This window comes from Streptomyces sp. NPDC000075 (genome assembly GCF_040301925.1).
Lineage (GTDB): Bacteria > Actinomycetota > Actinomycetes > Streptomycetales > Streptomycetaceae > Streptomyces > Streptomyces polychromogenes.
Map to the genome: position 1 here is coordinate 70,776 of NZ_JBEPFL010000020.1, position 14,256 is coordinate 85,031.

Annotated in this window: 15 protein-coding genes; 11 read left to right on the forward strand and 4 right to left on the reverse strand. The window is 70.3% G+C overall.

Annotated elements, in window-relative coordinates; genetic code table 11:
* Positions 1-49: 49 nt before the first annotated feature.
* The 7 genes from ABT403_RS23075 to ABT403_RS23105 all read left to right on the forward strand — a co-directional run bounded on the left by ABT403_RS23075 (position 50) and on the right by ABT403_RS23105 (position 6,558).
* Complete coding sequence (locus ABT403_RS23075; RefSeq protein ID WP_344165175.1) at positions 50-580, forward strand: F0F1 ATP synthase subunit B; 531 nt, start codon at positions 50-52, stop codon at positions 578-580.
* Positions 577-1,392, forward strand: coding sequence for a F0F1 ATP synthase subunit delta (locus ABT403_RS23080; protein ID WP_344165178.1), 816 nt, complete (start codon positions 577-579; stop codon positions 1,390-1,392). Before ABT403_RS23075 ends, ABT403_RS23080 begins: the two co-directional genes overlap by 4 nt.
* Before the next feature lie 134 nt (positions 1,393-1,526).
* On the forward strand, positions 1,527-3,122 hold the full coding sequence (gene atpA, locus ABT403_RS23085) for a F0F1 ATP synthase subunit alpha (RefSeq protein WP_344165181.1): 1,596 nt from the start codon (positions 1,527-1,529) through the stop codon (positions 3,120-3,122).
* Positions 3,123-3,142: 20 nt separating this feature from the next.
* Positions 3,143-4,060 (forward strand): F0F1 ATP synthase subunit gamma, encoded by a 918-nt coding sequence (locus ABT403_RS23090; protein WP_344165184.1) that lies wholly within the window; start codon positions 3,143-3,145, stop codon positions 4,058-4,060.
* Positions 4,060-5,502, forward strand: coding sequence for a F0F1 ATP synthase subunit beta (gene atpD, locus ABT403_RS23095; protein ID WP_125816351.1), 1,443 nt, complete (start codon positions 4,060-4,062; stop codon positions 5,500-5,502). The genes ABT403_RS23090 and atpD overlap by 1 nt, the downstream gene beginning before the upstream one ends.
* Before the next feature lie 105 nt (positions 5,503-5,607).
* Entirely contained in the window at positions 5,608-5,982 is a 375-nt protein-coding gene (locus tag ABT403_RS23100; protein ID WP_045948891.1) for a F0F1 ATP synthase subunit epsilon, read from the forward strand.
* A gap of 129 nt (positions 5,983-6,111) precedes the next feature.
* Positions 6,112-6,558, forward strand: coding sequence for a DUF2550 domain-containing protein (locus ABT403_RS23105; protein ID WP_211275098.1), 447 nt, complete (start codon positions 6,112-6,114; stop codon positions 6,556-6,558).
* 69 nt (positions 6,559-6,627) lie between these two features.
* Here the strand turns inward: ABT403_RS23105 and ABT403_RS23110 are convergent, their stop codons facing one another.
* The 3 genes from ABT403_RS23110 to ABT403_RS23120 form a co-directional block, all read right to left on the reverse strand.
* Positions 6,628-8,490, reverse strand: a complete 1,863-nt coding sequence (locus tag ABT403_RS23110) for a glycoside hydrolase family 18 chitinase (RefSeq protein WP_344165281.1) — start codon at positions 8,488-8,490, stop codon at positions 6,628-6,630.
* A 170-nt stretch (positions 8,491-8,660) separates the two neighbouring features.
* Positions 8,661-9,326 (reverse strand): response regulator, encoded by a 666-nt coding sequence (locus ABT403_RS23115; protein WP_344165284.1) that lies wholly within the window; start codon positions 9,324-9,326, stop codon positions 8,661-8,663.
* A complete protein-coding gene (locus tag ABT403_RS23120) occupies positions 9,323-10,525 on the reverse strand; it encodes a sensor histidine kinase (RefSeq protein WP_344165287.1) in 1,203 nt (400 codons plus the stop codon). Before ABT403_RS23120 ends, ABT403_RS23115 begins: the two co-directional genes overlap by 4 nt.
* A gap of 181 nt (positions 10,526-10,706) precedes the next feature.
* Here ABT403_RS23120 and ABT403_RS23125 point away from each other — a divergent pair, with 181 nt between their 5' ends.
* A complete protein-coding gene (locus ABT403_RS23125) occupies positions 10,707-11,285 on the forward strand; it encodes a hypothetical protein (protein WP_344165289.1) in 579 nt (192 codons plus the stop codon).
* 10 nt (positions 11,286-11,295) lie between these two features.
* Here ABT403_RS23125 and ABT403_RS23130 read toward each other — a convergent pair whose 3' ends face one another.
* Positions 11,296-11,868: a cob(I)yrinic acid a,c-diamide adenosyltransferase gene (locus ABT403_RS23130; protein WP_344165292.1), complete on the reverse strand. Its 573-nt coding sequence runs from the start codon at positions 11,866-11,868 to the stop codon at positions 11,296-11,298.
* A gap of 181 nt (positions 11,869-12,049) precedes the next feature.
* Between ABT403_RS23130 and ABT403_RS23135 the strand changes: the two genes are divergently transcribed.
* The 3 genes from ABT403_RS23135 to ABT403_RS23145 all read left to right on the forward strand — a co-directional run bounded on the left by ABT403_RS23135 (position 12,050) and on the right by ABT403_RS23145 (position 14,196).
* Positions 12,050-12,898 (forward strand): 3-hydroxyacyl-CoA dehydrogenase family protein, encoded by an 849-nt coding sequence (locus ABT403_RS23135; protein WP_344165295.1) that lies wholly within the window; start codon positions 12,050-12,052, stop codon positions 12,896-12,898.
* A gap of 242 nt (positions 12,899-13,140) precedes the next feature.
* Positions 13,141-13,464: an STAS domain-containing protein gene (locus tag ABT403_RS23140; RefSeq protein WP_344165298.1), complete on the forward strand. Its 324-nt coding sequence runs from the start codon at positions 13,141-13,143 to the stop codon at positions 13,462-13,464.
* A gap of 90 nt (positions 13,465-13,554) precedes the next feature.
* Positions 13,555-14,196: a LysE family translocator gene (locus ABT403_RS23145; RefSeq protein WP_344165301.1), complete on the forward strand. Its 642-nt coding sequence runs from the start codon at positions 13,555-13,557 to the stop codon at positions 14,194-14,196.
* Positions 14,197-14,256: the final 60 nt, after the last annotated feature.

The following is a 14,256-nucleotide window of genomic DNA, read 5'->3' on the forward strand; positions in this document are numbered from 1 at the left end:
CGGTCCTCGACGAACAGCCCATTAGACGAAAGGCACTGATGTGAACCTCATGGTTCTCGCGGCAGAGACGGAGAATCCGCTCTTCCCGCCGATCCCCGAGCTCGTCATCGGTCTGATCGCCTTCGTCATCGTCTTCGGTTTCCTCTCGAAGAAGCTCCTCCCGAACATCAACAAGGTTCTGGACGAGCGTCGCGAGGCCATCGAGGGCGGTATCGAGAAGGCTGAGGCCGCTCAGACCGAGGCCCAGAGCGTGCTGGAGCAGTACAAGGCCCAGCTCGCCGAGGCCCGGCACGAGGCCGCGCGCCTGCGCCAGGAAGCGCTGGAGCAGGGCACTGCGCTCAAGGAAGAACTGCGCGCAGAGGGCCAGCGGCAGCGTGAGGAGATCATCGCTGCCGGTCACGCCCAGATCGCCGCAGACCGCAAGGCCGCCTCTCAGGCGCTGCGCCAGGACGTCGGCAAGCTCGCCACCGACCTGGCCGGCAAGCTCGTCGGCGAGTCCCTCGAGGACGTCGCCCGGCAGAGCCGCACCATCGACCGCTTCCTCAGCGAGCTCGAGGAGAAGGCCGAGGCGGCCCGATGAACGGAGCGAGCCGCGAGGCGCTGGCCTCCGCGCGCGAGCGTCTCGACGCGCTGACGGACAACACGTCCGTCGACGCGCCGAAGCTCGCCGGTGAGCTGGCAGCCGTCACCGCGCTGCTCGACCGTGAGGTCTCGCTGCGTCGGGTCATCACGGACCCGGCGCAGTCCGGCGAGGCCAAGGCCGAGCTGGTCGGCCGGCTGCTGTCCGGCCAGGTCGGCGGGGAGACCCTCGACCTGGTGTCCGGCATGGCCCGGTCCCGCTGGTCGCAGTCCCGTGACCTGGTGGACGCGCTGGAGGAGCTGGCGGCCACCGCCGACCTCACCGCCGCCCAGCAGGCCGGTGCGCTCGACGGCGTCGAGGACGAGCTGTTCCGGTTCGGCCGGATCGTCGCCTCGAACACCGAACTGCGTTCCGCGCTGACCGACCGTGCCGCCACCGCCACCGCCAAGGGCGAGCTGCTCCGCAGCCTGCTCGGCGGCAAGGTGAACGCCGTCACCGAGCGCCTGGTCGTCCGTCTCGTCACGCACCCGCGTGGACGTAGCCTTGAGGGGGGACTCGAGTCCCTCTCGACGCTCGCCGCCGCGCGCCGTGACCGCATGGTCGCCACCGTGACCAGCGCGGTCCCGCTCAGCGACGCGCAGAAGCAGCGTCTCGGCGCGGTGCTGGCCAAGCTGTACGGCCGCCAGATGCACCTGAACCTCGACGTGGACCCCGCGGTCCTCGGCGGGATCTCGGTGCGGGTCGGCGACGAGGTCATCGACGGCACCATCGCGGAGCGCATCGAAGAGGCGTCCCGCCGCATGGCCGGCTGACCAGCCGCCAGCACACAGATACAAAGCATTCCTAGCGGCCCGGTTGGGCCGTGCAGAACTTGCAGAAGATTCCTGGGGGTCGCCCCCAGACCCCTAAGAAGCTTCAGGCCCAACAAGGAGAGCAGGGAACCCAGATGGCGGAGCTCACGATCCGGCCGGAGGAGATCCGGGACGCACTGGAGACCTTTGTCCAGTCGTACCAGCCGGACGCGGCCTCGCGCGAGGAGGTCGGAACGGTCAGCGTTGCCGGCGACGGCATCGCGAAGGTGGAGGGCCTGCCCTCCGCCATGGCGAACGAGCTGCTGAAGTTCGAGGACGGCACCCTCGGTCTCGCCCTCAACCTCGAGGAGCGCGAGATCGGTGCGATCGTCCTCGGCGAGTTCAGCGGTATCGAGGAGGGCCAGCCGGTGCAGCGCACCGGTGAGGTTCTCTCCGTAGGCGTCGGTGAGGGCTACCTCGGCCGCGTTGTCGACCCGCTCGGCAACCCGATCGACGGCCTCGGCGAGATCGCGACCGAGGGCCGCCGCGCCCTCGAGCTGCAGGCCCCGGGCGTCATGGTCCGTAAGTCGGTGCACGAGCCCATGCAGACCGGCTACAAGGCCGTCGACGCGATGGTGCCGATCGGCCGTGGCCAGCGTCAGCTGATCATCGGTGACCGCCAGACCGGCAAGACCGCCCTGGCCGTCGACACGATCATCAACCAGCGCGACAACTGGCGCTCGGGCGACGTGAACAAGCAGGTCCGCTGCATCTACGTCGCCATCGGCCAGAAGGGCTCGACCATCGCGTCCGTGCGCGGCGCCCTGGAAGAGGCCGGCGCGCTCGAGTACACGACGATCGTCGCCGCCCCGGCGTCCGACCCGGCCGGCTTCAAGTACCTGGCGCCGTACACCGGTTCCGCCATCGGCCAGCACTGGATGTACGCCGGCAAGCACGTCCTGATCATCTTCGACGACCTGTCGAAGCAGGCCGACGCCTACCGCGCCGTGTCGCTGCTGCTGCGCCGCCCGCCGGGCCGTGAGGCCTACCCGGGTGACGTCTTCTACCTGCACTCCCGTCTGCTGGAGCGCTGCGCGAAGCTCTCCGACGACATGGGTGCCGGCTCGATGACCGGTCTGCCGATCGTCGAGACCAAGGCCAACGACGTCTCGGCGTTCATCCCGACCAACGTCATCTCCATCACCGACGGCCAGTGCTTCCTGGAGTCCGACCTGTTCAACGCCGGTCAGCGCCCGGCCCTGAACGTCGGTATCTCGGTCTCCCGCGTCGGTGGCTCGGCCCAGCACAAGGCCATGAAGCAGGTCTCCGGCCGCCTCCGTGTCGACCTGGCCCAGTACCGCGAGCTGGAGGCGTTCGCCGCCTTCGGTTCCGACCTGGACGCCGCGTCGAAGGCCTCCCTCGAGCGCGGTAAGCGCATGGTGGAGCTCCTGAAGCAGGGCCAGTACCAGCCGATGCCGGTCGAGGAGCAGGTCGTCTCCGTCTGGGCCGGCACCACCGGCAAGATGGACGACGTCCCGGTCGAGGACATCCGCCGCTTCGAGTCGGAGCTGCTGGAGCACCTGCGCCGCGAGCGCAAGGACCTCCTCACCTCCATCGCCGACGGCGGCAAGATGTCGGACGACACCCTGTCCTCCATCGCGGACGCCATCGCCGGCTTCAAGCGGCAGTTCGAGACCTCGGACGGCAAGCTCCTGGGCGAGGACGTTCCGGCCGTCAACGTCTCCAAGTGACGACGGAAGGGACCTGACTCATGGGAGCGCAGCTCCGGGTCTACAAGCGTCGCATCCGTGCCATCACGGCGACCAAGAAGATCACCAAGGCGATGGAGATGATCGCCGCCTCGCGCATCGTCAAGGCGCAGCGCAAGGTGGCGGCGTCGATGCCGTACGCGACCGAGCTCACCCGTGCGGTGACCGCGGTGGCGACCGGTTCGAACACCAAGCACGCCCTGACCACCGAGGTCGAGGCGCCGACCCGCGCCGCGGTCCTGCTCATCACGAGCGACCGCGGTCTGGCCGGCGGCTACTCCTCGAACGCCATCAAGCAGGCCGACCGGCTCACCGAGCGGCTGCGCGCTGAGGGCAAGGAGGTCGACACCTACATCGTCGGCCGCAAGGGCGTGGCCTACTACGGCTTCCGTGAGCGCAAGGTCACGGACTCGTGGACCGGCTTCACCGACAGCCCGGCCTACGCCGACGCCAAGCGCGTCGCGGCGCCGCTGATCGAGGCCATCCAGACGGAGACGGCCGACGGCGGCGTCGACGAACTGCACATCGTCTTCACGGAATTCGTGTCGATGATGACGCAGAACGCGGTCGACGGCCGGATGCTGCCGCTCAGCCTCGAGAAGGCTGCGGAGGAGGACGGCGCGAAGGGCGAGATCCTTCCGCTGTTCGAGTTCGAGCCGTCGGCGGAGGACGTCCTCGACGCCCTTCTGCCGCGCTACGTCGAGAGCCGCGTCTACAACGCGCTGCTGCAGGCCGCTGCTTCCGAGCACGCCGCCCGCCGCCGTGCGATGAAGTCGGCGACCGACAACGCCGGGGACCTCATCAAGAGCCTCTCCCGGCTTGCCAACGCGGCCCGCCAGGCCGAAATCACCCAGGAAATCAGCGAGATCGTCGGTGGCGCGAGCGCCATGGCCGACGCGACCGCGGGGAGTGACAAGTAATGACGACCTCTGTTGAGACGGCCGCTGCCACGGGCCGCATCGCCCGGGTCATCGGCCCGGTCGTCGACGTGGAGTTCCCCGTCGACGCGATGCCCGACATCTACAACGCGCTGAAGGTCCAGGTCGCCGACCCGGCCGAGGACGGCGCGCTCAAGACGCTGACCCTCGAGGTCGCCCAGCACCTGGGTGACGGCATGGTCCGCACCATCTCCATGCAGCCCACCGACGGTCTGGTCCGCCAGGCCCCGGTGACCGACACGGGCGAGGGCATCACCGTCCCCGTCGGTGACTTCACCAAGGGCAAGGTGTTCAACACCCTCGGTGAGGTGCTGAACTACCCCGAGGCGAACGCCGAGGTCGGCGAGCGCTGGGCGATCCACCGCAAGGCCCCGAACTTCGACGAGCTCGAGTCGAAGACCGAGATGTTCGAGACCGGCGTCAAGGTCATCGACCTCCTCACCCCGTACGTCAAGGGTGGAAAGATCGGTCTGTTCGGTGGTGCCGGTGTCGGCAAGACCGTTCTGATCCAGGAAATGATCTACCGCGTCGCCAACAACCACGACGGTGTGTCGGTGTTCGCGGGCGTCGGTGAGCGTACCCGTGAAGGCAACGACCTCATCGAGGAGATGTCGGACTCCGGCGTTCTGGACAAGACCGCGCTGGTCTTCGGCCAGATGGACGAGCCCCCGGGCACCCGTCTGCGCGTCGCCCTGGCCGGTCTGACCATGGCGGAGTACTTCCGCGATGTGCAGAAGCAGGACGTCCTCTTCTTCATCGACAACATCTTCCGGTACACCCAGGCCGGTTCCGAGGTGTCGACCCTGCTCGGCCGTATGCCCTCCGCGGTGGGTTACCAGCCGAACCTGGCCGACGAGATGGGTCTCCTCCAGGAGCGCATCACCTCGACCCGTGGTCACTCGATCACCTCCATGCAGGCGATCTACGTCCCCGCCGACGACCTCACCGACCCGGCGCCGGCGACCACCTTCGCCCACCTCGACGCGACGACGGTTCTCTCCCGTCCGATCTCCGAGAAGGGCATCTACCCGGCCGTGGACCCGCTGGACTCCACGTCCCGCATCCTGGACCCCCGCTACATCGCGGCGGACCACTACAACGCGGCCATGCGCGTCAAGGGGATCCTCCAGAAGTACAAGGACCTCCAGGACATCATCGCGATCCTCGGTATCGACGAGCTGGGCGAGGAGGACAAGCTCGTTGTCCACCGTGCCCGTCGTGTCGAGCGCTTCCTGTCGCAGAACACCCACGTCGCCAAGCAGTTCACCGGCGTGGACGGTTCGGACGTTCCGCTCGACGAGTCGATCGCCGCGTTCAACGCGATCTGCGACGGTGAGTACGACCACTTCCCCGAGCAGGCGTTCTTCATGTGCGGTGGCATCGAGGACCTGAAGGCCAACGCCAAGGAGCTGGGCGTCTCCTGACGCTCCGCAGGAGAGGGGCGGGTGCGTCCCGCCCCTCTCTCCACGCCCATTAGAATTTGACCCAACACCCGGCGGACCCGCCGGGTGGTGACCCGAGGAGCCACCTTGGCTGCTGAGCTGCACGTCGAGATGGTCGCGGCGGACCGCAATGTCTGGTCCGGCGAGGCCACCCTGGTCGTCGCCCGCACCACGTCCGGCGACATCGGCGTCATGCCCGGTCACCAGCCGCTTCTCGGTGTGCTGGAATCGGGCCCGGTGACCATCCGTACCAGCGATGGCGGCACGGTCGTCGCCGCGGTGCACGGCGGTTTCATCTCGTTCGCGGACAACAAGCTGTCCCTGCTGGCCGAGATCGCCGAGCTCGCGGACGAGATCGACGTCCAGCGGGCGGAGCGGGCACTGGAGCGCGCGAAGGCGGACGCTGACGCGGCCGCCGAACGTCGCGCCGATGTCCGGCTGCGTGCGGTCGCGGGGCACTGAGCCCCGTACCGAAGAGCTTGAAACCTCAGCCGCGGTCCGTTCCGGAATTTTCCGGAGCGGGTCCGCGGCTGAGGCGATGTACGTACTTTTTGTTTGTGCGGTTTTCGATGAGCGAGGAGGTCGGTGAAGATGCTCCTCGCTCTGCTTGTGAGCGGCCTGGTCGTAGCCCTGGTGGTGATCGGGCTGTTCGTGTTCGGGCTGCGCCGCAGACTGATCCAGCGCTCCGGCGGGACCTTCGACTGCAGCCTGCGCTGGGGCGTGGCCGAGGAGCCCGACGTCTCCGGCAAGGGGTGGGTCTACGGGGTCGCCCGCTACAGCGGTGACCGCATCGAGTGGTTCCGCGTGTTCAGCTATTCGCCGCGGCCGCGCCGGCTGCTGGAGCGTTCCTCCATCGAGGTGCTCGCCCGCCGTGCGCCGGAGGGCGAGGAGGAGCTGGCCCTGCTGTCCGACTCCGTCGTGCTCGGCTGTTCCCACCAGGGGACGCGCCTGGAGCTGGCGATGAGCGAGGACGCGCTGACGGGATTCCTGGCCTGGCTGGAGGCGGCGCCTCCCGGGCAGAGGGTGAACGTCGCCTGACGTTCCACAGCCGTGGAAGAAGCCGGGGAGACGGGGGCGGACCCGTCTTCCCGGCTTCGTCGTGTGCGCCTACCGCAGGCCGGTGTGGATGGCGTTGGCGAGCTCACCGTTGGCCGTGTCGCCGCTGAACTCCCAGAAGAAGGCCCCCTTGAGCCCCTGGTTCTTCAGCCAGGTCATCTTCCCGGCGATGGTGGCGGGGGTGTCGTAGCTCCACCAGTTGCTTCCGCACTTGGCGTAGGCGGTGCCGGCGACGGTGCCGGTGGTGGGGCAGCTGGTCTTGAGGACCTTGTAGTCCTCGATGCCCTGCTCGTAGGTGCCCGGGGCGGGCCCGGTGGCGGTGCCGCCGGGGGCGTCCTGGGTGACGCCGGTCCAGCCGCGGCCGTAGAAGCCGATGCCGAGGTTGAGCTTGGCGCCGGGGATGCCCTTGCCCTTGAGCTTGGTGATGGCGGCCTCGGAGTTGAAGCCGGCGATCGGGATCCCGGTGTAGGAGGTCAGCGGGGAGTGCGGGGCGGTGGGGCCCTTGGCGTCCCACGCGCCGAAGAAGTCGTACGTCATCACGTTGTAGAAGTCGACGTACGGGGCCGCGCCCGCGTAGTCCGCGAGGTCGAGCTTGCCGCCGTTGGAGCCGTCGGCGGAGATGGCGGCGGTGACCAGGTTGGAGGAGCCGAACTTGGCGCGCAGGGCCGACATCAGGTTCTTGAAGGCGGCGGCGCCGCTGGTGTCGCAGGACAGGCCGCAGGCGTTCGGGTACTCCCAGTCGATGTCGATGCCGTCGAAGACGTCCGCCCAGCGGGGGTCCTCGACGAGGTCGTAGCAGGACTGGGCGAAGGCGGCCGGGTTCTGGGCGGCCTGGCCGAAGCCGCCGGACCAGGTCCAGCCGCCGAAGGAGTAGACGACCTTGATGTTCGGGTACTTGGCCTTCAGCTTGCGGAGCTGGTTGAAGTTGCCGCGCAGGGGCTGGTCCCAGGTGTCGGCGACGCCGTCGACGCTCTGGTCGGCGGTGTAGGCCTTGTCGTAGTCGGCGTAGGAGTCGCCGATGGTGCACTTGCCGTTCTGGACGTTGCCGAAGGCGTAGTTGATGTGGGTGATCTTCGCGGCGGTGCCGGAGGTGACCAGGTTCTTCACGTGGTAGTTGCGCTGGTAGACGCCCCAGTCGGTGAAGTAGCCCAGCTTGACCTTGGCGCCCGGGTCGGGGCCGGGGCCCGGACCGGGGTCGGTGCCGCCGCCCGGGGTGGTGACGGAGAGGGGGGCGGAGGCGGGGCCGGTCTGGTCGGCGGTGTCGCGGGCGGTGACCGTGTAGGTGTAGGTGGTGCCCTTGGTCAGGCCGCTGTCGGTGTAGGTGGTGCCGGTGACGGTGGCCACCTTGGCGCCGTCGCGGAGGACGTCGTAGTTCTTGACGCCCTTGTCGTCGGTGGCCGCCGGCCAGGAGACGGTCACGGCCGTCTCCGTGAGGCCGCCGGCCGTGGGGGTGCCGGGGGCCGAGGGCGGGTTGTCGGTCGGGGTGGTGCCGCCCTCACAGGATCCGCCGTTGACCTTGCAGCCCGAGGGGGCGCCGGGGCCGCTGCCGTTGAAGCCGAAGCTGATGGTGGCGCCGGGGGCGAGGGTGCCGTTCCAGCCGACGTTCTTGCCGGTCCAGTGGGTGCCGGAGCTGGTGACGGTGGCGTCCCAGGCCGAGGTGACCTGGGTGCCGGCCGGGTAGTCCCATTCGACGGTCCAGCTGCTGAGGGTGGTGGTGCCGGTGTTCTTCACCGTCCACTTGCCCTCGAACCCGGTGCCCCAGTCGGAGACCTTGGTGTAGGTGGCGGTCGCGGAGGCGGCGGCCTGCGCGGGCCCGGCCAGGCCGATGAGGCCGGCGACGGGCAGGGCGAGGGCGGCCGCGGTGGCGGCCAGCCTCCTGAAGAGGGGGATGCGTCGTGGGGGTGCTGTGCTCAAGGGTGCTCCTCCGTAGGTCCGTGCCGGTCGGAGGGCCGACCGGCACCGGGGATGGGACCTGCGCCGCCCGTGAGCACGCCGGAAGCGATCTTTGTCATGGCACGCTCACCACAGTGATGCGGTGAGACTAGAAAGGTCTGTACCAAGCGTCAAGAGGTCCAGACCTCCCCTCACGAGGCCGACTCGATCCCCAACTCCCGGGCCAGTACCGCCGCTTGGGCCCGGCTGCGCAGCTCCAGCTTCGCCAGCACCCTGCTGACGTGGGTCTTCACCGTGGCCTCCGCCATCTCCAGCCGGACGGCGATCTCCGCGTTCGACAGACCCGAGCCCAGCGCCCCCAGCACCTCCCGCTCGCGCCGGGTCAGCGACTCCACCGCCGCGGCCGCCTCCGGGCGCACGGGAGCCCGTACCGCCTTCGGCGCGGCGAACTCGGCGATCAGCCGGCGCGTCACCGCCGGCGCGATCAGCCCCTCGCCGCGCGCCACCGTCCGCACCGCCGTGATCAGCTCCGCCGCGTCCGCGTCCTTCAGCAGGAACCCCGCCGCCCCCGCCCGCAACGACCCGAACACGTACTCGTCGAGGTCGAAGGTGGTCAGCACGAGCACGTCGGCCAGCCCCTCCGCGACCACCCGGCGGGTGGCCTCGACCCCGTCGAGCAGCGGCATCTGCACGTCCATGAGGACGAGATCCGGCCGCAGCTCGCGGGCCAGGCGCACCGCCTCCTCGCCGTCGGCCGCCTCCCCGACCACCTCGACGTCACCCGCGCTGCGCAGGATCAGCACCAGCCCGGCCCGCACCGCCCGCTGGTCCTCGGCCACCACGACCCTGATGCTCACTCCGCCACCGTTCCCTCCGCCGCGGGCAGCTCCGCCCGTACCTGCCAGACGGGCCCCAGTGGGCCCGCCGCGAACGTACCGCCGAGCAGTTCCGTCCGTTCGCGCATGCCGACCAGCCCCGCCCCGGAGCCCGGCGCGCGCGGGCCCGGCCGGTCCCCGTACGGCGAGTCCACCCCCACCGTCAGCAGTCCGTCGCGCCGGGCCAGCCGCACCGCGACCGTGCCGGGGGCCGCGTGCTTGAGGGCGTTGGTCAGCGACTCCTGCACGATCCGGTACGCCGCCAGCTCCACCGGAGCCGGCAGCGGCGGCCGCCCGGCCGGGCGCGCGTCGTCCAGCACGAAGTCCAGCCCGCTCGCGGCCCCGTTGGTCCGGGCCTGCCCGAGCAGGGCCTCCAGCCCGTCCAGCGACGGCACCGGCGCGGCCTCCTGTCCGGCCCCGGCGTCGCGCAGGAGCCCGATCAGCCTGCGCATCTCGGCCAGCCCCTCGACGCTGTTCTCCCGGATCACGCCGAGGGCCTCGCGGCTGGTGGCGGGGGTGTCGATGGAGAGTGCCGCGGTGGAGTGGATGGCGATGGCGGAGAGGTGGTTGGCCACCATGTCGTGCAGCTCGCGGGCCATCCGGGCGCGCTCGGCGGTCACCGCCTGCGTCCGGTCCATCTCCGCCAGCAGCGCAGTCTGCTCGGCGCGCAGCCGGGCGGACTCGGCGGCCTCGCGGTGGTTGCGCAGGGTCACGCCGGTCAGGGCCGGGGCGAAGCAGACGATCCCGGTGAGCACGCCGATCATCAGGGCCTGCGGGGAGCGCAGCCAGGCCAGGGTCGCGATGGTGACGACGACCGTGATCAGCCCGGTGCTGACGGGCAGGCGCCGGGCCATGGAGGGCGTGCCGTAGACGACGGCCGCGTACATCAGGTCGGTGAACATCACCACCGTGGCGATGCTGCCCACCGTGAACTGGTCGGCGATCACCGCGAGGGTGCCGACGGGCAGGGTGACGCGGGGCGAGGTGCGGCGCAGCAGCTCCATGGCGCCGACCGCCACCATCGGGACCAGCGCCGCCCAGGCGGGCAGGTGGTGCCGGTATCCGGTGCCCCCGGGGCCGGTGCTGTGGACCCCGAGCGACCACAGCAGGAGACCGGTGAGGGTGCTGATCACCGCGATCAGGACGTCGTCACGGCGGGGGCGGGGGATCGCGGGGGTCACGGTCCCATCCAACACGCTGCCGGGCGGCGCGGCCTCGGTACCGGGGCGGAGCCGTCGCTACATCGAAGGGTGCAGCCGGGTTTCGTCACCGGTGACGAGGAATCCGGGCCCGGCGGCCGCGACGCTGGAGGGGAACCGCGAGGGGAACCGCGAGGGGAAGCGAGAGGAAGGGAGGCGGGACGTGCTCGTCGCGCTGATCATCGCCTGTGAGGTCGCGTTCTGGGTGTTGCTGGCCGGCGGGCTGGCGCTGCGCTACCTGGCCGGAATGCCTCGGCTGGGGGCCGCGCTCCTGCTGTGCGAGCCGCTGCTGGAGCTGGTGCTGCTCGTCGTCGGGGTCGTCGACCTGAAGAACGGCGGGGAGCCGAGCTGGCGGCACGGGGTCGCCGCCTTCTACATCGGGTACACCGTCGGGTACGGCCACTACACCGTGCGATGGCTCGACCGGCACGCCGCCCACCGTCTCGCCGGGGGCCCGAAGCCGCCCGGCCCGAAGTACGGCCGGGACCGGGCGGTCCACGAGTGGAAGCTGTGGGCCCGCACCCTGGCCGGCGCCGCCGTCGCGGTCGCCCTCCTCCAGGGCGCGATCTGGTACGTCGGCGCCACGGCGGACACCGGCGGCCTCCGGTCGTGGCAGTTCGCCGCCCTGCGGGTGCTCGGCATCCAGGCGCTGATCGCCGCGACCTACTCGGTCTGGCCGCGCAAGGCCCCGGCGGGCACCGGCGCGGACAAGGAGTCCGACCTGGCCGGAAACCGCCCCTAGGGGGGACGGTCTAGCGTTCGCCGCCCGGGACCCAGAGGACGTCGCCGGCCTCCTTGTTGGCCGTGCGGGCCAGGATGAACAGGAGGTCGGACAGGCGGTTGAGATAGGTGGCCGTCAGGGGGTTCATCACCTCGCCGTACGCCTCCAGCGCCGCCCACGTCGAGCGCTCGGCCCGGCGGACCACCGTGCAGGCCTGGTGCAGCAGGGCCGCCCCGGGGGTGCCGCCCGGGAGGATGAAGCTGCGCAGCTTCTCCAGCCGCTCGTTGAAGACGTCGCAGTCCGCCTCCAGCCGGTCGATGTAGAACTGCTCCACCCGCAGCGGCGGGTACTGCGGGTCCTCGACGGCCGGGGTGCACAGGTCGGCGCCGACGTCGAACAGGTCGTTCTGCACGCGGACCAGGACCTTGACGACCTCCTCCGGCAGCGAGCCCAGCGCGATCGCCGTCCCGATGGCGGCGTTGGCCTCGTTGGCGTCGGCGTACGCGGAGATCCGCAGGTCCGTCTTCCGCGTCCGGCTCATGTCACCCAGGGCGGTCGTGCCCTGGTCGCCGGTGCGGGTGTAGATGCGCGTGAGGTTCACCATGCCGCCAGCGTAGTGCGGGCCAACTGCGGGCGGCCCGTGCACTGCTGGGCCGTGTCAGTGTGATGTCCGTCATCTGAGACGTGACGCGTGTTACTTCACGGTCACTAGGCCCCTCACGGACGCTAGTCTCCGCCGGAGAGGCTACGAGGCCGGTCGTACTGAGAACAACGAGGGGTGTGCAGTGGCTGGGAAGCTCGCCGTCATCGGCGCGGGACTGATGGGTTCCGGGATCGCTCAGGTCTCCGCTCAGGCGGGTTGGGACGTCGTCCTGCGGGACGTCACCGACGCCGCGCTGACCCGGGGCACCGACGGGATCAAGGCCTCGTACGACAAGTTCGTCTCCAAGGGCAAGATGACGGCCGAGGACGCCGAGGCGGCCCTCGCGCGCATCACCACGACCACCGACTTCGACGCGGTCGCCGACGTGGACATCGTCGTCGAGGCCGTCTTCGAGAAGATCGAGGTCAAGCACGAGATCTTCCGCACCCTCGACGACCTGGTCCGCGAGGACACCGTCCTCGCCTCCAACACCTCCGCCATCCCGATCACCAAGATCGCGGCGGTCACCAAGCGCCCGGAGCGGGTCGTCGGCGCGCACTTCTTCTCGCCCGTCCCGATGATGCAGCTCTGCGAGCTGGTCCGCGGCTACAAGACGAGCGACGAAACCCTCGCCACCACCCGCGCGTTCGCCGAGTCCGTCGGCAAGACCTGCATCGTCGTCAACCGCGACGTCGCCGGTTTCGTCACCACCCGACTGATCTCCGCCCTCGTCGTCGAGGCCGCGAAGCTCTACGAATCGGGCGTGGCCTCCGCCGAGGACATCGACATCGCCTGCAAGCTGGGCTTCGGCCACGCGATGGGCCCGCTGGCCACCGCCGACCTCACGGGCGTGGACATCCTGCTGCACGCCACCAGCAACATCTACACCGAGTCGCAGGACGAGAAGTTCGCGCCGCCGGAGCTCATGCGCCGCATGGTCGACGCGGGCGACATCGGCCGCAAGAGCGGCCAGGGCTTCTACAAGCACTGAGCACGGACGTTCGAATCCCCGCACCCTACGGGGTGAATTAGGTATCGGTTCGCTCACGGTCGGCAACTTCACCGCCCGCGCGACAGTCAGTTGCGGTGAGAGTTGCCGACCACGGGCCGACGCACGAGCCGCCGACGCACGACTCGGCGCGCGGGTCGACGAACGAGTCGACGAAGAGTCGAGGCACGAGCCGACCGGGGACCCGTCGGACCACACGCACGCAGTACAGCCGGGGAGCACATATGCACATCAGGGGCGACCACGCCGAACTCGCTGTCGGGGGCCGCCTCGACGTGCGCAGCGCGGCGGACGCCCGTACGGCCCTCCACACCGCCCTCGACGACGGCCACGGCGACCTCGTGCTCGACCTGACCGGACTCGACTCCTGGGACGCGACCGGACTCGGCGTGATCATGGGAGCCCACCGGCGGGCCGGCCGGACCGGCCGGCGGCTGGTCCTGCGCGGGGTGCCCGACCGGATGCAGCGGCTGCTCGTCGCGACCCGGCTGCACCGCATCCTCGCGATCGAGGGCGGGCTGGAAGCGGAGTCGCTGCCCCGGGTCTGATCCGGGAGGGCGGGCGCCGGGCGCGGGCGTACGGCGGCCCGCGGGGAAAAGGGGCTGCGGGGGCGGACCGGGCTCGGTTTACATGGACGCATGGTGTCCACCGACAGACTGCTGGCCTTCGCGGCCATGTCGTTCCTGCTGATCGTGATCCCCGGCCCGAGCGTGCTCTTCGTGATCGGCCGGGCCCTCGCGCAGGGCCGCCGGGCCGCGCTGACGACCGTCGCCGGGAACACGCTCGGGGCGTACGTCCTCGTCGTGGCCGTGGCCCTCGGGGTCGGGTCCGTCGTCGAGCGCTCGGTCCTCGTCTTCACGGCGCTGAAGCTGACCGGCGCCGCCTACCTGGTGTACCTGGGCGTCAAGGCCGTGCGCCGGCGCGGATCCCTGCACGCGGCCCTCGCGGGGACGGCCCCGGCCGCGCACGGCGCGCTGCGGACCCTGGGGGAGGGGTTCGTGGTCGGTGTGGCCAACCCCAAGACCATCGTTTTCTTCGCGGCGGTGCTGCCGCAGTTCGTCGACCGGGAGCGGGGCGGGGTCGTCCTCCAGATGCTCCTTCTCGGCCTCGTCTTCAACCTGATCGCGATCGTCTCCGACAGCGTGTGGGGGCTCGTCGCCGCCACGACCCGGAGCTGGTTCGCCGGATCGCCGCGCCGGCTCTCCCTCGTCGGCGGAGTGGGCGGGCTCACGATGATCGGCCTCGGGGTCGCCGTCGCCGCGACCGGCCGCAAGGACTGAGCCCCGGTACCGCCCGGTAGTACCGGAGTTCCAGCTTCCGTACGTATGGACGGGAACCGT